This window comes from Salipiger sp. ABN3_019 (genome assembly GCF_056158605.1).
In genome coordinates, this window is record NZ_JBSWTP010000009.1 from 2707133 (window position 1) to 2730850 (window position 23718).

Genomic DNA, 23718 nt, shown 5'->3' on the forward strand with positions numbered 1-23718 from the left:
CGGCAATCTTTCCGGGTGATCTCTTCGCGGCGGAACCTGACCTCAACCCATGGCGGGGTCAATCCCTCGCTCCATGCTAGGGCTGCGCCGCGGCATATCCAGCACCGGTGCACATCCGCAGAAGTCCAGTGTTCGATTTTCCACAGACCCTGTGGGCGCAGGCCGAATTGCCGCGACGCAGCGCTTGCCCCCATGTTCGGGGCATCGAAAACGCAAAACCCCAGCGGAGTTATCCGATATGAAATCCCTTCTGCTTGCCGGCGCCGTCGCGCTCGCCCCGATCGCCGCAGTTGCAGCGCCCGAAAGCTATGTCTTCGACGCCAGCCACACGCAGATCGTGTTCTCTTACAACCACCTCGGCTTCTCGACCGGCTACGGCATGTTCGGCGGCTTTGACGGTGAGATCGAATATGACGCCGAAGACCCCGCCGCGTCGACCGTGACCACCTCGTTCGACGTCACCTCGATGATCACCGGCTGGCAGGGCCGTTACGACCACTTCATGAGCGAAGATTTCTTCGGCGCGTCGGACGACAAGACCGTCTCCTTCACCTCGAAGTCGATCGAAGTGACCGGCGACGACACCGGCCTGATCACCGGCGATCTGACGCTGAACGGCGTGACCAAGGAAATCGTGCTCGACGCGGTTCTGACCCAAGCCGGTGAGCACCCGATGGAAGGCAAGCCGTGGCTCGGCTTCCACGCCACCACCACGCTGATCCGCTCGGACTACAACCTCGGCATGTTCGCCCCCTACGTCAGCGACGAGGTTGAAGTTGAGATCTCGATCGAGGCGATGAAAGCCGAGTGATCCCTCATTCCGGCCTTCGCGCCATGCGCGGGCCAGAACGGTAACGAGTGACGCGTCAAGATCGTTTTACCTGTACGCCCCCGGAGCCCACGGCTCCGGGGGTTTTCCTTGGCCGGTGCGCCGCACGCGCAGGCTCTTGCCAGAACCCGGACGCTACGGCATATCTCCGGCCCATGACTGGACCTCGCTACACCCCGCTCGTTGCCTCCCTTCCCGAGACCGTGCCCTTCGTCGGCCCGGAAACGCAGGAGCGTGAGCGCGGCGCGCCCTTCCGCGCCCGCATCGGCGCCAATGAGAACGTCTTTGGCCCCTCGCCCCGCGCGATCGAGGCGATGCAGCGCGAGGCGGCGGAGATCTGGAAATACGGCAACTCGACCAGCTTTGATCTGCGCAATGCCATTGCCGCGCATCACGGCGTGGCGCCCGAGAACGTCATGGTCGGCGAAGGCATCGACGGGCTCTTGGGTTATCTGACGCGGCTTGTGGTGGCGCAGGGCGATGCGGTGGTCACCTCCGACGGCGCCTATCCCACCTTCAACTACCACGTGGCGGGCTTTGGCGGCGTGCTGCACAAGGTGCCCTATCAGGACGACGCCGAGGATCTGCCCGCGCTGCTGGCCAAGGCCGCCGAGGTAGACGCCAAGCTGGTCTATTTCGCCAACCCCGACAATCCCATGGGCTCGTGGAAGACCGGCGCCGAGATCGCGGCGCAGCTTGATGCCGTGCCCGAGGGGACGCTGCTGGTGCTCGACGAGGCCTATGTGGAGTTTGCCCCAGAAGGCACGTCTCCTGAGATCGACATCGAGGACCCGCGGGTGATCCGCTTCCGCACCTTCTCGAAGGCCTATGCCATGGCGGGCGCGCGTGTCGGCTACGCACTGGCGGCGGCGCCGCTCATTCGCGCCTTCGACAAGATCCGCAACCACTTCGGCATGAACCGCACGGCGCAGGCCGGGGCGCTGGCGGCGCTGGAAGACGGCGCATGGCTGGCGCAGACCATCGACAAGGTCGCACAGGCCCGCCTGCGCATCGCCGAGATCGCCAAGGACAACGGGCTGACCGCCCTGCCCTCGGCCACCAATTTCGTCGCGGTGGATTGCGGCGGCGATGGCGCCTTTGCCAAGGCGGTGCTGGAGGGTCTCGGCAAGCGCGGCGTCTTTGTGCGCATGCCCTTCGTGACCCCGCAGAACCGCTGCATCCGTATTGGCGCGGGCACGCCCGCAGACCTCGACGCGCTGGCCGAGGCGCTGCCCGGCGCGCTGGCAGAGGCGCGCGGCAGCAGCGCCGCCTGACCCCCGATCATCTGCACAAATTTTGCGCCGGAGTGTGGCAGCACTTCGCCGCGCAACGATTTGGAAACAAGTTTTGAGCAGCCTGATGCGTGACCCAAGGGAAGGTTGCGCTACCCTTCCTTTATTGACCTTTGTCTTTGTGCCCGTCTCCGACATGGCCCGTCCGAGGAACGCATCATGGCCCCCTATTCCGAACCGCCGCGCCCCGACTTCTTCAGCGCCAATCTCGTCCTGCTCTTTGTGGTGATCTTTTCCCTGCTGCTGCTTTTGTGGATCAGCTATGGCCTTGGAATCGCACTGATTGCTGGCGTTGCGATGAACCACGTGATCTCGGTGATCGACCATCGCCGCAATGGCAGCGAGACACCGCCGCAGACCTGACCGCGCAGGCCATTTCGAACAGAAAACGCCAGCCCGTAGGAACGGGCCGGCGCTCTGCAACTTAGAATCGCAGCGCTGGCCGCGTGTAAGGCTCAGCCCTTGGCGATCTCGGCCGCGGCGGCGGACATGGCGCCCTGCCCGTGCGGGATGCCCAGCGAGGTGAACCCTGCCTCCAGCACACCGAGCAGGCCAAGGATCATATGCGCGTTGACGTGGCCCATGTGACCCAGCCGGAAAAATCCGGTGCCCGCGGGATCATCGGGCTCTGCCATGCCAAGACCGATGCCCAGCGTCACCCCCGCCTCGGTCTCGCACCACTTGCGCAGTTGCGCGCCATAGGGCTTGCCGAGGCGCAGCGCGGTGACCGCATGGCTGCGCAGCGCCCGATCCTCGATATTGAGCGTCAGCGGACCGCCCTCGCCCCAAGCCTCTGCGGCGGCCCAGATCGCGCGCGCCAGAACCGCGTGGCGGTGCCAGACCTGTTCGATGCTCTCTTCGCGGATCATGTCGAGCGCGGTGCGCAGGCCGAACAGATGGTGCGTCGGCGCGGTGCCGCCAAAGTATTGATAGAAGAAGTCGGGCGCGCCGCGCGCGGTCCAATCCCAATAGAGGCTGACGCGCTTCATCTCGGCGCGCCGCGCCTCGGCTTTCTCGTTGAAAAAGACAAAGCCCAGACCCGGCGGCACCATCAGGCCCTTTTGCGAGCCGGTGACCATCACGTCGACGCCCCAAGCGTCCATACGGAACTCTTCGACGCCCAGCGAAGCGACGCAATCGGCCATCAGCAGCGCCGGATGGCCGGTGCTGTCCATCGCCGCGCGCAGGCTGGCGATGTCGTTGCGCACCGAGCTTGCGGTATCCACGTGGCTGACCAGCGCCGCCTTGATCTCGCGCGCCGTATCCGCGCGCAGCGCCGCGGCGACCAGTTCGGGGTCATAGGTGGATTTCGTGCCGAACTCGATGATCTCGGGCTCGACCCCAAGACCGCGGGCCATCTCGGCCCAGCCATGCGCGAACCGGCCCGTCGCGGGCACCAGCACCTTATCGCCCTCGCCCACCACATTGGCCAGCGCCGCCTCCCACGCGCCGTGGCCGTTGGCAATATAGATCGCCACTTTGGCCGCCTCGGTCTGCGCCACATAGCGCAGGTCGGGGATCAGCCCGGCGACCATCTCGACAATCGCGCCCTCATAGATGTTGGGCGAGGCGCGGTGCATCGCACGCAGCACCGCGTCGGGCATGACGGACGGACCGGGAATGGCCAGATAGGGGCGGCCGTGGGCTAGAGACATGGGGAAACTCCGAAAGCACCCCTTGAAATTCCGGGGCGAGAGCCAACCTAACGGCGGTTGCGCCGAGGTCAATCACCCCCGGACCGCAAGATGCGCGGCGCTTGCCAGCAGGGGCCTTAGCCCGTAAACCGCCGCCCGACAGGTACAGGAAGTGAGCAATGCTGACCAAGCTCTGGGATAAGATCGAGAGCGCCGAGCGGCGTTTCCGCCGGTCCTTCGGAAAGGATATCTCGACGCCCCGCGCCCGGGCGCTGTCGAAACTGCACTACCATGTGTTCGACCACGCTTTCCTGCGCATGTTCTGGACCAACTTCTGGCAGCTCGCCCCCGGTGTCTGGCGCTCGAACCAGCCGACGCACGGGCGCTTTGAGAAATATGCCGCGATGGGCATCAAGACCGTGATCACCCTGCGCGGCGAAGAGAAATACTCGCACTATCTTTTCGAAAAGGAGAGCTGCGAGAAGCTTGGCCTGACGCTGCTGCACGCAAAGCTCTGGGCCCGGTCCGCGCCCAAGCGGGACCGCGTGATCCATCTGATCGACACGCTGCGCGCCGCCGAGAAGCCGATGATGTTCCACTGCAAATCGGGTGCCGACCGCGCCGGTTTCGCCTCCGCCGTCTACCTGATGGTGTTCGAGGGCGTGCCGGTGGAAGAGGCGCGCAAGCAGATGGGCCTGAAATATGTCCACCTTGAGTTCACCAAGACCGGCATTCAGGGCTACATTCTGGACACTTACGCCGCCCGCAACCGCCGCGATCCGATTTCCTTCGAGGACTGGATCCACACCGAATACAATGCCAAGAAACTGCAGGCGGGCTTTGACGCGAAGCGCCCGCCGGAAGAGATGGCATGAGCGCTGACACGCCGAACGACGACAAAGCCGCCCAAACTCCAACCGGCAACTCGCGCGGCCTGCTGTTCTGGCTTGGTCGAAACTATCTGTGGCGCTACCGCTGGCAGATCTCGGTCGCGCTGCTGTTCATGATGCTCGAAGGCTCGATGTTCGGCTTTCTGAGCTACATGATGAAGCCGATGTTCGACGAGGTGCTGGTGGGCGGAAGCCGCTCGGCGCTGGTCTGGGTCGGCGTGGCCATCTTTGGCATCTTCGCGATCCGGGCATTGGCCAGCGTCATCCAGAAGGTGATGCTGACACGTGTGTCGCAGCTGACCGTCGCCGACATCCGCAACGACCTGCTGGCGCATCTGATGACGCTCGACGGCAGCTTTCACCAAAAATACGGCCCCGGCTATCTGATGCAGCGCGTCGAGGGCGACGTGGAGTTGATCAACAAGGTCTGGCGCATCCTGATCACCGGCGCCGGGCGTGACGTGATCGCGCTGGTCTCGCTGTTCGGCGTGGCGCTGGGGATGGACTGGCGCTGGACGCTTGTGGCGATGATCGGCGTGCCGCTGATGGTCGCCCCCTCGGTGCTGCTGCAACGCTACGTGCGCAAATACGCCCGCCGCGCGCGTGACATTTCGGCGGGCCTGTCGACGCGCCTCAACGAGGTGTTCCACGGCATCGTGCCGATCAAGCTCAACCGTCTCGAAGGCTATCAGGCCGCGCGCTACAAGGCGCTGACCCGCGAGCGCATCCGCACCACCGTCGCCTCCAGCCTCGGCCAGTCGGCAATCCCCGGGCTGATCGACCTTATGTCGGGCATCGGCATCCTTGGCGTGCTGATCTATGGCGGGGGCGAGATCATTTCGGGTGAGAAGACCGTCGGCGATTTCATGGCCTTCTTCACCGCCATCGGCCTTGCCTTCGAGCCGCTGCGCCGTCTGGGCGCGATCAGCGGCACGTGGCAGATCGCTGCGGCCTCGATCGAGCGGATCAAGGAATTGCTCGACATGCAGCCCGAGCTGCGCGACCCGCCGCAACCCCTGCCCGCGCCGCAGGGCGTGCCCGAGATCGTGCTCGACGATGTGGCGCTGTCTTACTCCGGCTCCGCGGTTCTGCGCGGCACCAGCTTTACCGCCGAGGCAGGCAAGACCACCGCGCTGGTGGGCGCCTCGGGCGCCGGGAAGTCCACCGTGTTCAACGTACTGACAAGGCTAGTCGATCCCGAGACCGGCGCGGTTACCATCGGCGGCGTGCGCACCGACGCGATGCGGCTGGCGGATCTGCGCGGCATGTTCTCGGTGGTCAGTCAGGACGCGCTGCTGTTCGAGGACAGCCTGCGCGAGAACATCCTGCTGGGCCGCGAGGACGTCTCGGAAGAGCAGCTTCAGGAGGTGCTGGAGGCGGCGCATGTGTCGGACTTCCTGCCGCGTCTGCCGCAGGGGCTCGACAGCCCCGCCGGGACGCGGGGCAGCAACCTCTCGGGCGGTCAGCGTCAGCGCGTCGCCATCGCCCGCGCGCTGCTGCGCGACACGCCCATCCTGCTGCTCGACGAGGCCACCTCGGCGCTTGATGCGGCGTCCGAGCAGGTGGTGCAGGCGGCGCTCGACCGGCTCTCGACCGGGCGCACCACGCTGGTCATCGCGCACCGGCTGTCGACCATCCGCAACGCCGACAAGATCGTGGTGATGGATGCAGGCTGCGTGGTCGAACAAGGCACACATGATGAGCTAATCGCCCGCGAAGGTGCCTATGCGCGGCTGCACGCCATGCAGTTCGAGGATGAACAGCCGGGCTGAGCCTCGCCCCCTGTCACCCACCGCGCGCTACGCCTATACTCTGGCCGAAAGATTCAGACCCCAAAGCCTCGTGGCCGCAGCCTGCGGTCGCGAGGCAGTCACGACGGAGTTCCCATGACCGCCACCAATGGAACAGAGCGCAGCGTCCTGCGCGTCAGCGGCCCCGAGGCGCGCGACTTTCTGCAAAACCTCGTCACCAATGACCTTGGCAAACTCAGCGGCGGGCTGGTCTATACCGCGCTGCTGACGCCGCAGGGCAAGTACCGGGCGGATTTCTTCCTTGTCCCGCGCGAGGATGGCTCGATCCTCATCGACGTGGCCGAACCGCTGGCCGCCGATCTGACCAAGGCGCTGACGCTCTACAAGCTGCGCGCCAAGGTCGATCTGGAGCCCACCGACATCACCGTCAGCCGCGGCACCGGCGCCGCGCCCGAGGGAGCCTTCGCCGATCCGCGCGATGCCTCGCTGGGCTGGCGCGGCTATGACGGGCAGCCCTCGACCGAGGCCGACTGGGACGCGCTGCGCGTCGCCGCCTGCGTGCCGGAAAGCGGTGTCGAGCTGACCCCGGACACCTTCATCCTCGAGGCCGGGTTCGAACGTCTCAACGGCGTCGACTTCAAGAAGGGCTGCTATGTCGGGCAGGAAGTCACCGCCCGGATGAAGCACAAGACCGAGCTGCGCAAAGGGCTGGCGACGGTGGAAGTGTCGGGCGGCGCACCCGTCGGCACGGCCATCGAGTCCAGTGGCAAGCCCGCGGGCACGCTCTACACCCAGTCGGGCGGGATGGGCATCGCCTATCTGCGCTTTGATCGTGCGGATGGCGAGATGACCGCTGGCGAGGCAACCCTGCGCCGCGCCTCTTGAGCCGCGAGGCGGTTGAGGCGGCGCTTGGCGCTTCGATCACCGGCAGCCGTGCCCTGCATGGCGGCGATCTGTCGGAGGTGGCGCTGGCCAGTCTTTCCGATGGCCGCCAGATCGTGCTGAAACGCGGCGCGCTGGTCGCCGCCGAGGCCCGGATGCTGCGCGCGATCACTATCGCCGGTGCGCGCGCGCCGCGGGTGCTGGCACAGTCAGGCGATCTTCTCGCCATGGAGGCGCTGCCCGAGACCGGTGCCAGCCCAGCCGGATGGCAAGCGCTGGGGCGCGAATTGCGCAAGCTGCATGGCGCGCCGGGCGAGACCTATGGCTGGGCGGAGCCCTACGGCTTTGGCGCCCTGCCCCTCGACAACGCGCCGCGCCCGGACTGGCCCAGTTTCTGGGCCGAGGCGCGGCTGCTGCCCTTCGTGCCGCATCTGCCCGCTGCGCTTGCCGTGCGGGTCGAGGCGCTTGCAGCGCGCCTGCCCGATCTGCTGCCCAAGTCCCCGCCCAAGGCCCTGCTGCACGGTGATCTCTGGACCGGCAACGCGCTCTTTATGGAAGGCGATGCAGCGCTGATCGACCCGGCTTGCTATTATGGGCACGCCGAGGTCGATCTGGCCCTGCTGGAGCTTTTCGGCACGCCGCCCGCCGCCTTCTGGCAGGGCTACGGCGACACCGAGCCCGGCCGCAACGCCCGTCGTCCGATATACCAACTGTTTCCGGCGCTGGTGCATCTGCGGCTGTTTGGCGGCGGCTATGCCGGGATGGTGCGCGGGCTGCTGGATCAGGCGGGCTGCTGAAAGCGCTTCTCCAGCTCCTCAGAACACGCACAAGCGCCAGCGCGGCGCATCAGCGCCCCTGACGCGGCGCTCATCCCCTCCCCTTGTGCCAGCCAGCCAGAGGCGCCCTGCGCGGCGATCTCTGCCTCGAAGGCCGCGATCAGCCGCCGAGCGACCCCGCGCCGCCGCCACGAGGGCTCGACCCAGATGTGATCAAGCTGCGCGCGCAGCGCCCCAGAGCCTTCCCTGGAGCGCTCCTTGGGGCCTTCCTCAAAGCCTTCCTTGCGCCAGCGCCACATCAGAACCCCGCGCGGCACCGCCTCGGCGCGATAGGCCAGCAGGCGCGCGCCTTCGGACAGGGCAGAGGCGAAGACCACCTCGGGGACGCCTCTAGCGCCGCAGGGCAAGCGCGGTGCCTGCACGCCGCGCATAAGACCCGCGAGCGCGGGGATGTCGGCCTCGGTGCAGGCGGTGATCGGGGGATGGAACATGAAAAGGGCCTCCTGGCTTTTGCGCCGGAGGCCCTTTGGATCATCTATAGCTCGCCCCCGGATCGCACGGGGACGGACGTGGTCGGCGCGCGGGTTATGCGCGTTCCGAATACTCCATGGTTTCGGTGTTCACGACGATGTCTTCGTCTTGCCCGACGAAGGGCGGCACCGAGACGCGCACGCCGTTGTCGAGCACGGCGGGTTTGAAGCTGTTGGCAGCGGTCTGACCTTTGACGACTGGCTCGGTCTCGACGACCTTGCAGGTCACCTTCTGCGGCAGCGTCGCGTTCAGCGCCTCTTCTTCGTGGAATTCGACCACGATGGTCATGCCGTCCTGCAGGAACGGGCGACGCTCGCCGAGAATCTCGGCGTCGAGTTGCACCTGCTCGTAGGTCTCGGTGTCCATGAAGATCAGCTGGCCGGCGTCCTCATAGAGGAACTGCATGTCCTTCTGCTCGAGGCGCACGCGCTCGACCTTGTCCGCCGAGCGGAAACGCTCGTTCAGCTTGGAGCCGTTGCGCAGGTTCTTCATCTCGACCTGAGCGAAGGCGCCGCCCTTGCCGGGCTTCACGTGATCGACCTTCACCGCGGCCCACAGGCCACCTTCATGCTCGAGCACGTTCCCGGGGCGGATCTCGTTACCGTTGATCTTGGGCATGGTCAGAAAACTTTACAGTAAGGTTGAAGGGGTTTTGCGGCCTCCTATATATGGCCGGTTCGCCCCGTGCAAGACAACGTATCTCGTGTTCCCAACAAGCCGAGATATGCGCGAGATGCAACGACGCTATGCGTTTGTGATGTATCCGAATCGAATGGAATGGTCCATAACGCCGCGTACGCCAGAAAAGACAAGAGCAATAATCATAAAGGTCGAAAGATGAAGGATTTCGTGGACAGCACAGCCTACCATGCCGAACAAGGCAACCGCGCGCGGAAACTTTTCGCCGCTGTGGTTCTGGCTGCGCTCGACGATGCAATCGCCGATGACAAGAAATATGGCAACGGCCCCGAGCAGATCGCCCGCTGGGCACGCTCGCGCGATGGTCGTGAAGTTCTCAGCTGCGCCGGTATCGACCCCAACGAGCGGGTTGTCTCGGGCCTGATGGAATTTGTGTCGAAAGGTGTTCGTACCTCTGTTGCGCTGTCGCGCGAAGAGAGCGAGCGTCGTCACGCAGCCGCAGCCGCGGAACAGGCCGAAGCCGCCTGATCCCGGTCCGGGGGTTCCCCCGAACAGTCGAAGGCGCGCCCCTGCCAGGGCGCGCCTTCGTCGTTTCCAAGCGCCGCATTGGCAAAAGCCCGCCGGTTTGGGTGGTGCACGCAGGCCAAAATCCGCACAACCCAGAGATGAAAAGCCCCGCACAGCTGGGCTGGCGGGGCTTCTTGATGTGGTTTTTTGCTGCGGATCAGTCGAGATCGGCACTCATGGCGATACGCTGAATCTCGTTCCGCACCAGCTTGCGCAGATTGCGCGAGACCCGCTCGCCAATCGCACCCTGCAGTTCTTCGCGCACCACTTCGGCGACCAGCTTGCGCAGGGTCTCCTGATCCAGAGCCGCGAGCAGATCAGCCCCCTCGTCAGCCGTCTGGGGCTCTGTCACGGGCTCCTGAAGGGGCTCGGGTGCAGGCGCCGCCTCAGCTTCCACTTGCGCAGGCGCGGCAGCCTCTTCCGGTTCGGGCGTTGGCGCTTCTGCGCTCGGCGCAGCGGCAAGCTCTTCGGCCTCGCGGCGCAGGTTGCTTTGGCTGCGTTGCCAGACCGGGTTGCGCAAAATCTTTACCGGGCGGCGCGCCGACGGCTTCGGTACCTCTGGCACGTCGCTTGCACGCTCCGGCTCTGCGGCGCTTTCGGCGTCGGGCTCTGCGATCTCGGACTGAGGGGCAGGCTCGGACGACGAACGGCGGAAGGCAAAGGGCGCATCCTCCTCCTCGTCGTCGAGGTCCGGCTCGCCGGTCACATCGGTCTCGAACGGGCGGTCCACAAGCTCGGGCTCGGGCATGGGACGGCTGGCCAGTTCGGCATCGTCCTCATCAAGCTCGGCTTGCGGAGCTTTCGGCGCTTGCGGGGCCTCTGCGGCGGGCGCGGGCTCAGGCGAGGTCACGGGCTGATGGCGGAAGATCGCCTCGGGGGCCGCCTCGCCGGTTTCCGGCTCAAACTCGGTGGTGCTGCGCGCGATCATCTCTTCAAGCTCGGCGATCTTGCGCGCCAGACTGCCCTCTTTCGGGGTGATCTCGGCGACCGGCTCGGGCGGGGTGGCGCGCGGCGTATCACGCAGCTTTGCCGCAAAGAAATCGGCGATCGACGCGCCCTGATCCTCGGGCTCGTCCTCTTCTGCGACCTCGATGAAGGGAGCCTCTTCGGGCTCTCCCATCTCCTCGGGCGCGGGCTCCGCCGCGAGCGGCGGTTCAGAGAGGGCTTCGGGCGCGGGAAGGCTGGAGGGCAGCTCAGCGGTTTCGGGCGCGTCTTCGAGGCGCGCCTCCTCAGGCGCTTGGCGCTCTTCGGGCCGCACGGTTTCGAAAGAAGCGCGACGCCACGCCGGGGTCGACATCTCTTCTTCGGAAGGTCTCAGCCGGCGGGTGAGGCGCATCTCGTCCGGTCCCGGCTCCTCGCCGAAGGCGGGATGCGCGGGGGTCGAGGGGGTCGCGGCGGGCTGCTTGGGCTCGGCAGCCGCATCGGGAACCCGCAGCGCGGGCGTCAGCACCAGCCGTTCGGGCGCCGTGGGCCGGGTTTCGGCCTGCGGTTGGGGCGCACGGGAATCCTCGGAAACCAGCCTCCGGATGGAGGAAAGAACGTCCTCGATTTCCACATTGGTCACGGGATCGGACATATGTTTACCACTCTTGCCTGTCCCTGAAGTGTAGACGCTGATCGCGGCTCCGACAACGGTGGAGCCACGATCAACGCGCCTGTGTGGCGGGCAAGCTTACTTGCCCATCGCCTTCAGGATGCGGTTCAGGTCTGCGCCCTGACGGGACTGGACCGGAGCGGTCTTGACGAGGTTGTAGTACTCGGCCGGATCGTAACGCGGCACGTTCAGCGCGAGGTCCTCGGTGGTCAGCTGGCCCATCGCGTAAAGCACCGTATAGGCGGCGATGGTTTCGTCGACCACAGCCGAGATCTGCGTGTTGCGCGCGTCCAGCAGTTCCTGTTCGGCGTCGAGCACGTCAAGCGTGGTCCGGGCGCCGAGCGTTGCCTCTTCGCGGGTGCCACGGAAGGCGACGGTGGCGGCGCGGACCTGCTCGTCCGAGGCTGCGCGCGCGGCCTGCGCAACACGCAGGTTGGCATAGGCGTTGGCCACGGTCTGGGGCACCGATTTGGTCAGCTGCAGCAGCGACGCACGGTTCTGGTCGCGGGTCGCCATCGACTGGCGCTTGGCCGAGCTGAGCGCGCCGCCGCTGTAGATCGGGCCGCTGAAGTTCAGGCCGACGGTGCCGCCGCGCGAGCTTGCCTCGCTGTCGAAGCTTTCGTCATAGCCATAGGTGCCCTGCAGCGAGACCGTCGGGCTCATCTGCGCCTGCGCGATGGCGATGCCGATCTCGGAGGCGGTCACCTGATGCTGCACCTGAATAATGTCGGGGTGGTTGCGCAGCGCGATGGCCTTGGCCTCGTCGGCGGTGGCCGGGATGCGCGGCAGCGAGCCGGGCGACACGAGGTTGCCCGGCAGGCGACCGACCGACGCGCGGTATTCTTCGCGGGCCTGCGCCAGCGCGCCTTCGGCGGCGGCGAGCAGCGAGCGTGCCGCGGCGAGGCGCGCTTCGGCAGAGGCCACATCGGTGCGGGTCACTTCGCCCACTTCGAAACGGTCGTTGGCGGCGCGGAGTTCCTCGCCGATCACCCGCACGTTGTTCTGGCGCAGGGTCAGGGTCTCGATGGCGCGGCGCACTTCCATGAAGGCCTGCACGCCCCGCAGAAGCACGTCCTGCTCGACCGAGACGAGGCCCGAGCGGGTCGCCAGCACGGCCTCTTTCGCGGCATCGACCGACAGGCGGTTGCTGCCGCCGTCAAACAGCGTCAGCGTCGCGCTGAGGCCGATCGAGGCGGTGTCGGTGGCCGAGCCGGTGCGTTCAAAGCCGGTTGAGAGGCTTTTGGTGGTGCCGTAGCTGCGGCTGATGTCGCCGGTCCATGCCACCACCGGACGCAGCGCCGCGATGGCCTGCGCCACATCTTCGTCTGCCGCGCGCAGCACGGCGCGGTTCTGCTCGAGCAGACCGCTGGTGTTGTAGGCGCCGGCAAGCGCCTCTGCCAGAGATTCCGCCGAGGCGGGCATTGCAAGCCCTGCCGCGAGGCAGACACCGGTCATCCATGTCTTGAGCGTTTTACGCGCCATCTTCCTGCCCTCTCAATCCTTTGTCCTGCCCCCCTGCCCTGCGGGTCAGAGTGCGAAGGCCACCTCTTTTTCGAACCCGGTCAGCACCGGTGCGGTGGCGTTAAAAGAAAACCGCCAGGTGATGGCTCCGTCGATCTTCCAGCCGACTTTTACCGTCCCCAGCGCCCCATCCATAAAAATACAGGCAATGCGCCCGCCGTCCTTGAGTTGCCCGGCAATCGTCTCGGGCAGTTGCTCGATCCCGCCTTCGATGACGATCGCATCGTAGGGGCCGTGCTGCGGCGCGCCCTCCGCGAGCGGGCCGGTGTGCTGAATCACGTTGTCCGCATGTTCCATCAGCAGCGGCAGCGCTTCTCCGGCAAGCTCTTCATCGTCTTCGACGGCCACCACGGCCTCGGCGATGCGGGCGATGACCGCCGCGCTGTAGCCTTGCGCCGAGCCGATATCGAGCACCAGATCGTCGCCATCGACGTTCAGCGCATCCAGCATCTTGGCAAAGGTCCGGGCATCCAGCACCACGCGCCCGCCACCAAGCTCGATATTGCGCCCCACATAGGCCGCATCTTTCACTTCGTCGGGCACGAAAAGCTCACGCGGGACACGCAGCATCGCGTCGATAATGGGAAACTTGGTAACGTCCGACGGACGAACCTGTGTATCAACCATCATACGGCGAAGGGCGACGAAATCGGTCATCCGCTAAACTCTTCCGTTCAGATATCCTGTCTAAGTTTTTGCCACAGTTGCCTCTGCGGGGCAATGACCGGCTGCCGACAAATGAATGCAGCGGCGCCCGACTGTGGCGCGGGCGCTTCGAAAACCGGAAAATTCCGGCGCTTTGAAATGTATCGGGAAAAATCGTCGGGCCAAGCGATCACGCCTGCGTGTGCCCGAATGCACATTGAAACGCACACTGATCGGACGGGCCCGGCAGGCCCATCCGTCATCGCCCAGAGGCTACGCCCCTACTCTTTGCGCATTGCCTCTCCCGCGGCGCGACCGGCGAGAAACGCCTCGATCATCGAGCCAACGGGGGCCGAAGCGGGCACCGGGGTCACCGGCACGCGCGGGCGCACCGGCACATAGAAAAGCAGCAGGGCCAGCACCAGATAGATGCCGCCAAACGCCAGCGCGGCATGGATGGTGCCGTACATCTCGACCAGCGTGAGCCAGCCTGCGATGGAAAAGAAAACTGCCGCGACGGCCAAACAGACCGCCCCGGCAATGTTACGACCGGCCCGTGTCAGGCCGGCTCTCAGTCTTGCCTCGAACAGGGCGAACAAACGCGATTACCTCCGGCTGCCGATGTAACCGATCAGGAAGCCGACGGCGGCAGCAAGTCCGATGGCTTGGAACGGGTTGGCCTGAATCTGGCCGCGGGCGTCGTTTTCAAGCTGCGCCACGCGCATGCCCGCCTCGTGCAAGGCATCCTCGCCCTTGCCGCGCATTTCCTGCGCCTTGGCCTCACCGGCTGCCTTGTATTCGGCGCCGCGGCGCTTGCCGATGTCGCCGACCAGTTCCGCCAGTGCCGACACATCGCCGCGCAGGGTCTTGATCTGTTCGCTCAGCGCCTCGCTGTCGCTGGGGGTGCTGGGCTCGGGGGTTTTGGTGGTGCCGTTCGTCTTGGTTGCAGTCTGGGCCATGGGGACGTCCTCCGTCTGCGATTGCCTTTGATAAAGCAACACTGGAAGTCTGCGCGAAGTTCCGCTCTCCGCGCAAGTTTCCTTACCACGCGGCAAGCGATCTAGCCTTGCGCCATATCAATTTCGCCTCTCGCCCCTATGCTTACTCCCCCAATGCGATCCCCTCGCGGCGCGGATCGGCGCCCCCACGGAGCGTTTCGCCCACTGCGATGACATGAAGCCCCGAGTTGAGCCCGCGCAGGTTCGTCTCAAATCCGATCTCGCCCAGCGGGCCCGCCAGCGCCTCGGCCTCGGTGCCCGCCTCTATATCCATCGTGCCGAAACGGTTGAGCACATGCGGCGCGGCCACCGCGGCCTGAGGGTCCATGCCCCAGTCGATCTGGTTGATCACCGCCTGCGCCACATAGCCGATGATCCGGCTGCCGCCCGGCGAGCCCACCACCATCACCGGCGCGCCCTCTTGCATCACGATGGTCGGCGCCATCGACGAGCGCGGGCGCTTGCCCGGCTCCAGCCGGTTGGCGATGGGCCGCCCCTCGTCGTGGGTGGCAAAGCTGAAATCGGTCAGCTCGTTGTTGAGCAGAAAGCCCCGCACGAAGAGCCGCGAGCCAAAGCCGTTCTCGATGGTGGTGGTCATCGACAGCGCGTTGCCCTGCCCGTCGACGATCGAGATGTGGCTGGTCGAGGGAAACTCGATGGAGCGGTCATCGGCCCAGATCTGCGCGTGGTCCCATTGCGGCTCGCCGGGAGCCACCTCGGTCAGCGCGGTCTCGCCCGACAAAAGCTCGGCACGGTGTTGCAGATAGACCGGATCCGCCAGCCCCTCGGTCGGCATCGGGACAAAATCGCTGTCGGCCATGTAGCGGCCCCGGTCGGCGAAGGCGAGCCGCGAGGCATCGCCGATCAGCCGCCATGCCTCGGCGCTGTCCGGCCCAAGCGCGGCCAGATCATAGGGCTCGAGCATCCCGAGGATCTGCCCGACGGTCAGCGCCCCCGACGATGGCGGCCCCATGCCGCAGACCTCATGGGCGCGGTACGGCACGCAGACGGGCGCGCGCTCGATCACGTCATAAAGCGCCAGATCGGCGCTGCTGAGCTTGCCGGGGTTGCCCTCGGCCTCGCGCACGGTCCGCACGATATCCTCGGCGATCTCGCCGGTATAGAAGGCGCGGCTGCCCTCTGCGGCGATGGCCTTCAGCGTGTCCGCGTAGGGCTGGTTGGTGATCTTCTGCCCCGCCTGCAGCGCCGTGCCGCCGGGGAAGAAATACGCCTCGGTGTCGGGAAAGCGGCGCAGGCGCCCATCGTCACCCGCGACCAGTTCGGCCAGACGCGGCGAGACGGCAAAGCCGTCTTCGGCCAGCGCGATCGCCTCGTCGAAGAGGCCCGCCCAATTCGCCGTGCCCCAGCGCCGGTGTGCCTCTTCCATCAGGCGCGGCGTGCCGGGGGTGCCCACCGAGAGCCCGCCGACCACCGCGTCGAAAAACCCCAGTGGCGCGCCAGCCTCATCCTGAAAATGCGTCGGGCGCGCATCCAGCGGCGCGGTCTCGCGCCCGTCGAGCGTGGTCAGGCTCTGGGTCTTGGCGTCATACCAGACAAGGAAGGCCCCGCCACCGAGGCCCGAGCTTTGCGGCTCGACCAGCCCCAGCACCGCCTGCACCGCCACCATGGCATCGGCGGCGCTGCCGCCCTCGCGCAGCACCCGCGCCCCGGCCTCCACCGCGAGCGGGTTCGCCGCGGCGACCATCCAGTTCTCGGCCTCGGTGGGCACGCCCTGCGCCTTGGCATCAAGCGCCGCCTGCGCCGCCGGAGAGAGCGTCTCGAACGCCGCGCCGGTGGTGGCCGCTTCCGGCGCAACGGCATCCGCCGCCTGCTGCGCCGCGAGGGGCCCGGCGAAGGGGGGCGCAAGCGTCAGAAGCAGGGCGGCAGCGAGACCGGTGGGATATAGGGCGGCGCGCATCGGGTTCCTCCAAGCTGGGCGCCTGACACGTCATTTTGCATCAGCGCTCGATGAAGGATGGTATCGCGCGCGGCGCGTTTCGCAACCGCGCGCAGGTTCTCCGCAGCAGGCTCAGCCCAGCGGCGCGACCTCGACCAGCGCTGTATGCGCCGAGCAGCCCTGCCCCAGCGACGAGGTCCCCTTGTCGCGGGTCAGCACGTTGGGGTTGCCATGCGGGTCGATGTTTTCCGACGCATCGCCGTACCACGCGCCGGTCGGAAGGGCGACGACGCCGAGCCGGATGTCATCGCTGACCACCGCCCGCGCCCGTACCGCGCCGCGGGCATTACGCAGCATCACCAGATCGCCCGAAGCAATGCCGCGCGGGTGCGCATCCTCGGGGTGGATCAGCACCCGCTCGGGCCGCGCGTCCGGCTGATCGGCCAGCGCTGCCTCAAGCTGGCTGTGCAGTTTGTCACCCGGCTGCGGTGAGACGAGATGCAGCGGCGTCTGCGCGCTGGCCGTGCCGAGCCATTCGGTGGGCGGCAGCCAGACCGGATGACCGGGACAATCGGCGTAACCGAAGCTATCCACCGTCTCGGAGAAGATCTCGATCTTGCCCGATGGCGTGTTCAGCGCGTGCCCCTCGGGATCAGCGCGGAAGCGGGCAAGGAAGGACGGCAGTGGCGGCTCCTGCACGATCGGCAGCTTGACCCAGTTGCGCGCGCGCAGCTCGTCGAATTCGGGCACCTCGATGCCCGCCTCGGCGCCGCTGGCGCGGTAGCCCTCGTAGAGATGCCGCAGCCACTCCTCGCTGCTGCGCCCCTCGGTGAAGCGCGCGCCCGCGCCCATCCGCTCGGCCAGCCCGGCGAAAATGTCGTAATCGTCGCGCGCCTCGCCGACCGGCGGGATCAGCGCGGGCATGTTGAAGAGATACTCGTCGAGATCGGTGCGGCCGATGTCCTCACGCTCATAGCTGGTGGTGGCCGGAAAGACGATGTCGGCGCGCTTGGCGGTGGCGGTCCACCACGGCTCGTTGACGATCACCGTCTCGGGGCATTTCCACGCCTCATGCAGGTGGTTGAGATCCTGATGGTGGTGGAACGGGTTGCCGCCAGCCCAGTAGACGAGGCGGATGTCGGGATACGGCGCGCGCCGGCCGTTGAAATCATAGGGCACGCCGGGGTTTTCCAGCATGTCCGCGATCCGCGCTACGGGGATGAAGGTGCCGACCGGGTTCTGCCCCTGATCGAGCGTCACGCCGCGCAGCGATTTCATCGATTTGCCGATGCCGCCGATGGCGCCATAGCCATAGCCGACGCCGCCACCCGGCAGACCGATCTGCCCCAGCATCGCCGCCAGCACCGCCGACATCCAATAGGGCTGCTCGCCATGCTCGGCGCGCTGCAGCGACCAAGCGACGGTGATCAGCGTGCGGGTCGAGGCCATGCGGCGGGCCAGCGCGCGGATCGTCTCGGGGTCGGTGCCGCAGATCGGGCTGGCCCATTCCGGCGTCTTCGGCAGCCCGTCGCTCTCGCCCATCAGATAGGGGCGGAACCGCTCGAAACCGACCGAGTAGCGGGCGAGGAACGCGTGATCCGTAAGGCCCTCCTGTTCCAGCACGAAGGCCAGCGCCAGCATCAGCGCGGTGTCGGACCCCGGCCGCACCGGCAGCCACTCGCAGCCCTCCGGCGCGTCGCGGCGCTGCGGGCCGATGTTGACGCAGCGCATGCCTTTGTCGTGGAACCGCTCGAACCAGCTTTGCGTGTCGTGGCGGGTGATGCCGCCCATGCTCACCTGCGCGTTCTTGCGGTTGATGCCGCCGAACATCACCAGCGTTTCGGTGTTTTCGGCGATGGTCTGCCAGCTGTCCTGCGAGCCGTAGAGGTAGCGCAGGAAGGGCACGCCGAAGACATGCGGCATGATCGCCTGCGCGCAGCCGGTCGAATAGCTGCCAAAAGAGGCGACATAGCCGCCGATGCTGTTCAGGAAGCGGTGCACCTGACTTTGCGCGTGGTGAAAGCGCCCGGCGGAGGACCAGCCGTAGGAGCCGCCGAAAATCGCTTCATTGCCGTGGGTCTTGCGGATGCGGTCGATCTCGGCGGCGGCGATATCCAGCGCCTCGTCCCACGGCAGTTCGACAAACTCATCGTGGCCGCGGCTGCTGCGGTCGCGGCGCTCGAGCCAGCCGCGGCGGATCGAAGGACGGGCGACGCGGCTGCTGTGATGCACGGCGGCGGGCACGGCCTGCGGGATGTCGCTGGGCTCGGGGTCGCCCGCAAAAGGCGCGGTGCCGGTGATGCGGTCGCCTTCGGTCGTCACCTCGAAAGCGCCCCAATGGCTGGTGGTCACGCGGGTCTGGCGCGCGGCGCGGGGGATGTCGTTGGCGGTCATGGCGGCGGGCTCCGAAGCGAAGTGTCTTGGAGGCAGAGTAACACGATATGGCGCGGCAAATGACAAGGGAGGCCGGGCGGCGCGCGGGCGCTCAGCTCGGCTTCCCTGCGGGCAAGTCGCTCCCTTCTCGCTGCCGAGTGGTCACGGATCGTCGGACATCGGGGCGGCGGAAAAGTCGAAATCGAAATCCCCGGCCTCCTCTCCCTCCTCGGGCATGGCGGCGGCGGCGTCAAAGCCGCCTGCGAAATCCGCCCCGAAGTCATCCGCCCCGCCGAGCGCCGGCAGATCGGGCAGCCCCGAGGCGATCTCGTCGAGCCCGAACTCCGCCGCCTCTGAGGGGGGCGGTGCGGCATCCATCATTGGCGATGCCGCCGGTGCGGAGGCCGCCGGGGACGGTGCGGCCTGTGCGGCCGGTGCCGCGCTCGTTGCCGCGCCCTGTCCTTTTGGCCAACTGAGCCGGATCGCCCGCATGCCGTTCATCTGGCCCAGTCGCCCGCCTGCCACCGGCTTTGCCGTCACCGGCGACGCCCCGGCGTAGAGCGTCACCCGGTCGAGCACATCGGGCGGAAGCGGCAGGATTTCCCCGGGCTTCAGCGCCTGCGCCTTGCCCAGCGGCATCCGCAAAGCGCCAAGCACCGCCCGCAGCTGCGCCGGCAGCAGCTCCATTTTGCGGGCGTTGCCGCCGGTTTCAGCCTCGGCCCCCGCGCGCTGCGCGCCCGGCCTTTCGGGCAGGAAGAGGCGCAGCCCCCCCTTGCGGCGGCCAAGCGCAAGATCGATCTCGGCCCGGAAGCCAAGATAGCCCGGCGCGTCCAGCAACATCCCAGCGGCGCGGGCATCTTCGAGCATCGCCCCAAAGCGAAACCCTTCGAGTTGCGCGCGCAAAGGGTGATCTTCCAGAAACCTTGGAAACCGCTCAAGCATCCCCTCAAGCAATGGCGCGCTCATGGCGGCGTCGGTGGCGGTATAGGGGCGCGGGTCGGCGGGCATCTGCGTGACCTGCAGCATGGTCTGCACCTCGGTGAGACCGACCACCAGATCACGCTCCAGCGACACCAGACCGACCACGCCATCCGGGCCATCAAGCAGAACCAGCAGCGCATCGGGACGCAGTTGCGCCACAACGCCGTCCTGATCGAAGTGATCGAGATCGACCGCCCGTGTGACCAGCGCGAGATCCCACAGCACATCGGCGGTGCGCGAGAGCGCCCGCCGCAGCGCCTTGGCGGGCGACATGGCGCGCGCCTCGAACGCGCGGCGCGCGGCATCCGCCTTGCGGCTGAGCACGTTTCCGGCCCCCTGCGGCGCGGACCCACTCGGCGATCTAGCAGCATCCTGAGGTCTGTCGGCGTCTGGCATCTTCCCTTTCGGCCCGATCTGCGGCGCACTCCCGGCTCCGCTTATGAGCCAAATTGGTTACCATCGGCTTTAGCCCGGCTTCAGCCGCAGCCACTATTGCGCCGCGATCGCCAGATCGGCGGGCAGGCTGACCCGGAAAGAGGCGCCGCCCCGCCCCGGCACATAGCTGATCTCGCCGCCCAGCCGCGTGACGATTTGCCGGCAGATCGCCAGCCCCAGCCCCGCGCCGCCCGCCTTCTGATCGCTGACCCGGCTGAACTTTTCGAAGATGAAATCCTGCGCCTCTGCCGACACGCCCGAGCCGTTGTCGGTGAAATCAATGGCCAGCCGCGCGCCGGGCCGCACCGAGATCTCGAGCACCGGCTTTGCCGCGTCGCAATATTTGCGGGCGTTGGCGACCAGATTGATGAACACCTGGCTGAGCCGGTCGAGATCGGTGTGCAACATGATCTGTTCCGCCGCAGGGTCGCGGCGTATCTCCAGCCGCGCGCCCGCCTCATCCGCCGCAGCAGCCGCCACCGCCCGGTCGAGCAGGTCCGACAGCAGGCCGCTGCGCAGGTTGAGGCTGACCTGCCCGTTCTCCAGCACCGAGAGATCCAGCAGATCATCGAGCAGACGCGTGAGCCGGATCGCCTCGTCGTGGATGATCGAGGCGTATTTGGTCTTTTCCTCGGGCTTCATGCCGCCGGTGTCGCGAAGGATCTCTGAGAAGGCGCGGATCGAAGTCATCGGGGTGCGCAGCTCATGGCTGATCTGGCTGAGGAAGGCATCCTTCTGCACCGACAGCCGGGTGAGCTTGGCGTTGGCCTCGCGCAGCTGCGCGGCGGTGCGCGCCAGTTCCTGAGACTGCGCCTCGAGCCGCGCCGAATATTCCATCATCTGCGCCGTCTCATCGGCCACGGCCATCAGATCCTCGACCGAGACCGACATGCCGCCGACGATCTGCCCGACCATGGCGTGGGCCGTTGCCGCGCCCACCGACCCGGCCAGTTCGCGCTCGAGCGTTTCCAGAAACCGCGGCGTCACATCGGGCAGCGGGCCGCGGGCGCCCTGCCGCTCGGCCTCGCGCTCGAACAGCCGCTGCGCGTCGCGCGCGCCCAGGATGCGCTGCGCCATGATCATCAGATCCTCGCTCTGCGCGACGTTGCCGGTCCAGCTGCGCGGCGAGGTCGAATGCTCGAAGACATTGACGAATTGCGCCCCCTGCAGCCGTTCGATGGGCTGCGGGAAGCTGAGCAGCGACGCCAGGACGAAGCCACCGGTGTTCAGCGTCATCGACCAGAAAAACGCGTGCAGCAGCGGGTCCATGCCCGACAGGCCGAACATGCCCTGCGGGCGCAGCCAGCCGATGCCGAACGGCCCGTCGAGCAGCCACGCCTCGGGCAGGAAGACCCCCGGACCGAAGGACGGCAGGAACAGCGAATAGCCCCAGCAGCAGAAGCCGAGCAGCAGGCCGGTGACCGCACCGAGCCGGGATCCGCCGCGCCAGAAGATGCCGCCCAGCATCGACGGCAGAACCTGCGCGAGCCCCACGAAGGAGACGAAACCGATGGTGGCCAGCGCCTCGCCGCCGCCCGACAGGCGGTAGTAGAGATAGCCCAGCATCACCACGCCGATGATCGACAGCCGCCGCGCCAGCAGCACCACGTGCCGCACGTCGCCCGAGACCGTCGCGCCGGTCTGCGCAAAGCGCAGCCAGAGCGGCATCACCACATGGTTCGACACCATGGTCGACAGCGCGATGGCGGCGACGATGACCATTGAGGTGGCCGAGCTGAAGCCGCCGAGGAACGACAGCACCGCCAGCCCGCCCTGCCCCTGCGACAGCGGCAGCGTCAGCACGAAGAGATCGGGGTTCGACCCCTCGGGCAGCAGATCGAGACCGATCACCGCGATCGGCACCACGAAGAGGCTGATCAACCCCAGATAGAGCGGAAAGGCCCAGCTTGCGGTGCGCAGGTGGGTCTCATTGTCGTTTTCCACCACCAGCACCTGAAAGATGCGTGGCAGGCAGAGGAAAGCCGCCGCCGAGAGCATGATCACCCCGGCCCAGCGGCCACCGTCGATGCGCCATTGGCCAAGTTCCGAGGCGTCAATCCGCGCCAATGTCTCGGTCAGCCCGCCGCCCAGTCCCCAGACCACAAAGACCCCGACCGCCAGCAACGCGAAGAGCTTCACCACCGCCTCGACGGCAATGGCCATGACCACACCGTTGTGGCGCTCGTTGGCGTCGAGGTTGCGGGTGCCGAAGATCACCGTGAAGAGCGCCAGCCCGGCGGCCAGCCAGAGCGCGGTGTGCCCCTGCCCATCGCCGGACGCCGGATCGCCCGCCGAGAAGACCTCGAAGCTGAGCGTCACCGACTGCAATTGCAGCGCGATATAGGGCGTGGTGCCGATGACCGCGAGGATGGTCACGCCCACGGCGAGCGAGTTGGACTTGCCATAGCGTGACGAGATGAGGTCGGCCACCGAGGTGATGCGCTGCGAGCGGCCAATGCGCACCAGCTTGCGCAGGATCCACCACCAGCCGACCAGCACCAACGACGGCCCGAGGTAGATGGCGAGATATTCGAACCCGGTGCGGACCGCCGAGCCGACCGCGCCGTAGAAGGTCCAGGCGGTGCAATAGATCGACAGCGACAACGTGTAGACCAGCGGCGAGCGCAGCCAGCGGGCCTGCCCGCGCAGGGCGATGCGCTCGGCGGCAAAGGCGATGACAAAAAGGAACAGCGCATAGCCGAGACAGACGGCGACCAGCGTGTTGAGCATCGCCTAGTCTCCCCCGTCTCCCGGCCCCGGACGCCCCAGCGCCCAGGCGATGCCCGCGGCAAACAGCACCAGCGCCAGCCAGACACCAAAGAGATAGACGATCACCGCCGAACTGCGCACGCCCTCGGTCGGGTCTTCCTGCCAGAGCAGTGGCACCAGCCACAACAGCGCCCCGAGGAAGGGGAGCACTCGCGCCCCGTCCATCACCCGGCGGCGGCGATAGGATTGCCGCTCAAGAAAGACCGGCGGCGTGCCGCGGCGGGGCGCCTCTTCGCTCATGCCTCTTTCGGTGCGCCGCTCAGCAGGGCACGCACCGTCTCGAGCATTTCGCTGTTGGCGAATGGCTTTGACATGAAAGCGCTGACCCCCTCGCGCTCGGCCATCTCGCGGTCGCGGGTCTGGCCGCGCGCGGTCAGCATCAGCACCGGCAATTCGGCGGTGGCCGGATCGGCGCGCAGATCGCGCAGGATGTCGTAGCCGCTCTTTCCGGGCAGCATGACATCAAGGATCAGCAGATCGGGATTCACATCGCGCAGCCGGTCATTGGCCGTGGTGCCGTCGGAATGGGTCTCTACGTCGAGCCCTTCGCGCGACAGGATGAAGCTGATCGCCTCGATGATATTCGGCTCATCCTCGATCAGCAGCACGTGTTTGGACATGCACCCCTCTCTCCATGGCTCCAGCCACTCCCCTGCCCGGCGCCATGGTTTTCTCCCCCATGAGCTTTTGTTATCGCCAATGTTTCACCCCCTG

The 23718-nt window shown here is 66.8% G+C and carries 22 protein-coding genes; 8 read left to right on the forward strand and 14 right to left on the reverse strand.

From position 1 onward, the window contains the following. The first annotated feature begins 238 nt into the window (after positions 1–238). From ACXAD2_RS21255 to ACXAD2_RS21265, 3 genes are all read left to right on the forward strand, one after another. Positions 239–811 (forward strand): YceI family protein, encoded by a 573-nt coding sequence (locus ACXAD2_RS21255; protein WP_475174351.1) that lies wholly within the window; start codon positions 239–241, stop codon positions 809–811. A 173-nt stretch (positions 812–984) separates the two neighbouring features. Continuing rightward, positions 985–2103 (forward strand): pyridoxal phosphate-dependent aminotransferase, encoded by a 1119-nt coding sequence (locus tag ACXAD2_RS21260; RefSeq protein ID WP_475174354.1) that lies wholly within the window; start codon positions 985–987, stop codon positions 2101–2103. A 177-nt stretch (positions 2104–2280) separates the two neighbouring features. Continuing rightward, the gene (locus ACXAD2_RS21265; protein WP_164178910.1) at positions 2281–2484 is read left to right on the forward strand and encodes a histidinol phosphate aminotransferase; all 204 of its coding nucleotides are present in this window, start codon (positions 2281–2283) and stop codon (positions 2482–2484) included. A gap of 92 nt (positions 2485–2576) precedes the next feature. Here the strand turns inward: ACXAD2_RS21265 and ACXAD2_RS21270 are convergent, their stop codons facing one another. Continuing rightward, positions 2577–3776, reverse strand: coding sequence for a pyridoxal-phosphate-dependent aminotransferase family protein (locus ACXAD2_RS21270; RefSeq protein ID WP_475174357.1), 1200 nt, complete (start codon positions 3774–3776; stop codon positions 2577–2579). Between the two features lie 158 nt (positions 3777–3934). Between ACXAD2_RS21270 and ACXAD2_RS21275 the strand changes: the two genes are divergently transcribed. The 4 genes from ACXAD2_RS21275 (at position 3935) to ACXAD2_RS21290 (ending at position 8075) form a co-directional block, all read left to right on the forward strand. Continuing rightward, positions 3935–4630 carry a fused DSP-PTPase phosphatase/NAD kinase-like protein gene (locus ACXAD2_RS21275; RefSeq protein ID WP_475174363.1) on the forward strand — a complete coding sequence of 232 codons (696 nt, stop codon included), beginning with the start codon at positions 3935–3937 and terminating at the stop codon, positions 4628–4630. Continuing rightward, complete coding sequence (locus ACXAD2_RS21280) at positions 4627–6417, forward strand: ABC transporter ATP-binding protein (protein WP_475174366.1); 1791 nt, start codon at positions 4627–4629, stop codon at positions 6415–6417. Before ACXAD2_RS21275 ends, ACXAD2_RS21280 begins: the two co-directional genes overlap by 4 nt. Before the next feature lie 114 nt (positions 6418–6531). Continuing rightward, a complete protein-coding gene (gene ygfZ / locus ACXAD2_RS21285) occupies positions 6532–7281 on the forward strand; it encodes a CAF17-like 4Fe-4S cluster assembly/insertion protein YgfZ (RefSeq protein WP_475174369.1) in 750 nt (249 codons plus the stop codon). After that, positions 7278–8075, forward strand: a complete 798-nt coding sequence (locus tag ACXAD2_RS21290; protein ID WP_475174372.1) for a fructosamine kinase family protein — start codon at positions 7278–7280, stop codon at positions 8073–8075. Before ygfZ ends, ACXAD2_RS21290 begins: the two co-directional genes overlap by 4 nt. Here the strand turns inward: ACXAD2_RS21290 and ACXAD2_RS21295 are convergent. Both ACXAD2_RS21295 and efp read right to left on the reverse strand, forming a co-directional pair. Next, on the reverse strand, positions 8060–8545 hold the full coding sequence (locus ACXAD2_RS21295) for a GNAT family N-acetyltransferase (RefSeq protein WP_475174375.1): 486 nt from the start codon (positions 8543–8545) through the stop codon (positions 8060–8062). The two genes, ACXAD2_RS21290 and ACXAD2_RS21295, sit on opposite strands and share 16 nt — an antisense overlap. Before the next feature lie 94 nt (positions 8546–8639). After that, the gene (gene efp / locus ACXAD2_RS21300; protein WP_475174378.1) at positions 8640–9203 is read right to left on the reverse strand and encodes an elongation factor P; all 564 of its coding nucleotides are present in this window, start codon (positions 9201–9203) and stop codon (positions 8640–8642) included. 219 nt (positions 9204–9422) lie between these two features. Here efp and ACXAD2_RS21305 point away from each other — a divergent pair, with 219 nt between their 5' ends. Beyond that, positions 9423–9752 (forward strand): DUF6280 family protein, encoded by a 330-nt coding sequence (locus tag ACXAD2_RS21305; RefSeq protein ID WP_066101377.1) that lies wholly within the window; start codon positions 9423–9425, stop codon positions 9750–9752. Between the two features lie 196 nt (positions 9753–9948). Here ACXAD2_RS21305 and ACXAD2_RS21310 read toward each other — a convergent pair whose 3' ends face one another. The 11 genes from ACXAD2_RS21310 to ACXAD2_RS21360 all read right to left on the reverse strand — a co-directional run bounded on the left by ACXAD2_RS21310 (position 9949) and on the right by ACXAD2_RS21360 (position 23624). Beyond that, a complete protein-coding gene (locus ACXAD2_RS21310; RefSeq protein WP_475174382.1) occupies positions 9949–11367 on the reverse strand; it encodes a hypothetical protein in 1419 nt (472 codons plus the stop codon). A gap of 96 nt (positions 11368–11463) precedes the next feature. Continuing rightward, complete coding sequence (locus ACXAD2_RS21315) at positions 11464–12867, reverse strand: TolC family outer membrane protein (protein WP_475174384.1); 1404 nt, start codon at positions 12865–12867, stop codon at positions 11464–11466. A gap of 45 nt (positions 12868–12912) precedes the next feature. Further along, positions 12913–13563 (reverse strand): protein-L-isoaspartate O-methyltransferase family protein, encoded by a 651-nt coding sequence (locus ACXAD2_RS21320; RefSeq protein WP_066101387.1) that lies wholly within the window; start codon positions 13561–13563, stop codon positions 12913–12915. Positions 13564–13832: 269 nt separating this feature from the next. Then, a complete protein-coding gene (locus tag ACXAD2_RS21325) occupies positions 13833–14075 on the reverse strand; it encodes a hypothetical protein (RefSeq protein WP_224902344.1) in 243 nt (80 codons plus the stop codon). An 81-nt stretch (positions 14076–14156) separates the two neighbouring features. After that, positions 14157–14510 (reverse strand): ElaB/YgaM/YqjD family protein, encoded by a 354-nt coding sequence (locus tag ACXAD2_RS21330; protein WP_224902341.1) that lies wholly within the window; start codon positions 14508–14510, stop codon positions 14157–14159. A gap of 142 nt (positions 14511–14652) precedes the next feature. Then, complete coding sequence (ggt, locus tag ACXAD2_RS21335; RefSeq protein WP_475174390.1) at positions 14653–16467, reverse strand: gamma-glutamyltransferase; 1815 nt, start codon at positions 16465–16467, stop codon at positions 14653–14655. A gap of 111 nt (positions 16468–16578) precedes the next feature. Further along, entirely contained in the window at positions 16579–18840 is a 2262-nt protein-coding gene (locus tag ACXAD2_RS21340; RefSeq protein WP_475174394.1) for a molybdopterin-dependent oxidoreductase, read from the reverse strand. Between the two features lie 141 nt (positions 18841–18981). Beyond that, the gene (locus ACXAD2_RS21345; protein ID WP_475174397.1) at positions 18982–20124 is read right to left on the reverse strand and encodes a FliM/FliN family flagellar motor switch protein; all 1143 of its coding nucleotides are present in this window, start codon (positions 20122–20124) and stop codon (positions 18982–18984) included. 165 nt (positions 20125–20289) lie between these two features. Continuing rightward, on the reverse strand, positions 20290–22965 hold the full coding sequence (locus ACXAD2_RS21350; protein ID WP_066101399.1) for an ATP-binding protein: 2676 nt from the start codon (positions 22963–22965) through the stop codon (positions 20290–20292). Between the two features lie 3 nt (positions 22966–22968). Continuing rightward, positions 22969–23244, reverse strand: a complete 276-nt coding sequence (locus ACXAD2_RS21355; RefSeq protein ID WP_066101402.1) for a hypothetical protein — start codon at positions 23242–23244, stop codon at positions 22969–22971. Beyond that, positions 23241–23624, reverse strand: coding sequence for a response regulator transcription factor (locus tag ACXAD2_RS21360; protein ID WP_066101405.1), 384 nt, complete (start codon positions 23622–23624; stop codon positions 23241–23243). Before ACXAD2_RS21360 ends, ACXAD2_RS21355 begins: the two co-directional genes overlap by 4 nt. Positions 23625–23718: the final 94 nt, after the last annotated feature.

Excerpts from the sequence above, each read along its gene's own strand:
- ACXAD2_RS21255 (WP_475174351.1), top strand. The coding sequence starts at position 239 with ATGAAATCCCTTCTGCTTGCCGGCGCCGTCGCGCTCGCCCCGATCGCC.
- ACXAD2_RS21260 (WP_475174354.1), top strand. The coding sequence starts at position 985 with ATGACTGGACCTCGCTACACCCCGCTCGTTGCCTCCCTTCCCGAGACC.
- ACXAD2_RS21265 (WP_164178910.1), top strand. The coding sequence starts at position 2,281 with ATGGCCCCCTATTCCGAACCGCCGCGCCCCGACTTCTTCAGCGCCAAT.
- ACXAD2_RS21270 (WP_475174357.1), bottom strand. The coding sequence starts at position 3,776 with ATGTCTCTAGCCCACGGCCGCCCCTATCTGGCCATTCCCGGTCCGTCC.
- ACXAD2_RS21275 (WP_475174363.1), top strand. The coding sequence starts at position 3,935 with ATGCTGACCAAGCTCTGGGATAAGATCGAGAGCGCCGAGCGGCGTTTC.
- ACXAD2_RS21280 (WP_475174366.1), top strand. The coding sequence starts at position 4,627 with ATGAGCGCTGACACGCCGAACGACGACAAAGCCGCCCAAACTCCAACC.
- ygfZ (WP_475174369.1), top strand. The coding sequence starts at position 6,532 with ATGACCGCCACCAATGGAACAGAGCGCAGCGTCCTGCGCGTCAGCGGC.
- ACXAD2_RS21295 (WP_475174375.1), bottom strand. The coding sequence starts at position 8,545 with ATGTTCCATCCCCCGATCACCGCCTGCACCGAGGCCGACATCCCCGCG.
- efp (WP_475174378.1), bottom strand. The coding sequence starts at position 9,203 with ATGCCCAAGATCAACGGTAACGAGATCCGCCCCGGGAACGTGCTCGAG.
- ACXAD2_RS21305 (WP_066101377.1), top strand. The coding sequence starts at position 9,423 with ATGAAGGATTTCGTGGACAGCACAGCCTACCATGCCGAACAAGGCAAC.
- ACXAD2_RS21310 (WP_475174382.1), bottom strand. The coding sequence starts at position 11,367 with ATGTCCGATCCCGTGACCAATGTGGAAATCGAGGACGTTCTTTCCTCC.
- ACXAD2_RS21315 (WP_475174384.1), bottom strand. The coding sequence starts at position 12,867 with ATGGCGCGTAAAACGCTCAAGACATGGATGACCGGTGTCTGCCTCGCG.
- ACXAD2_RS21320 (WP_066101387.1), bottom strand. The coding sequence starts at position 13,563 with ATGACCGATTTCGTCGCCCTTCGCCGTATGATGGTTGATACACAGGTT.
- ACXAD2_RS21330 (WP_224902341.1), bottom strand. The coding sequence starts at position 14,510 with ATGGCCCAGACTGCAACCAAGACGAACGGCACCACCAAAACCCCCGAG.
- ggt (WP_475174390.1), bottom strand. The coding sequence starts at position 16,467 with ATGCGCGCCGCCCTATATCCCACCGGTCTCGCTGCCGCCCTGCTTCTG.
- ACXAD2_RS21340 (WP_475174394.1), bottom strand. The coding sequence starts at position 18,840 with ATGACCGCCAACGACATCCCCCGCGCCGCGCGCCAGACCCGCGTGACC.
- ACXAD2_RS21350 (WP_066101399.1), bottom strand. The coding sequence starts at position 22,965 with ATGCTCAACACGCTGGTCGCCGTCTGTCTCGGCTATGCGCTGTTCCTT.
- ACXAD2_RS21355 (WP_066101402.1), bottom strand. The coding sequence starts at position 23,244 with ATGAGCGAAGAGGCGCCCCGCCGCGGCACGCCGCCGGTCTTTCTTGAG.
- ACXAD2_RS21360 (WP_066101405.1), bottom strand. The coding sequence starts at position 23,624 with ATGTCCAAACACGTGCTGCTGATCGAGGATGAGCCGAATATCATCGAG.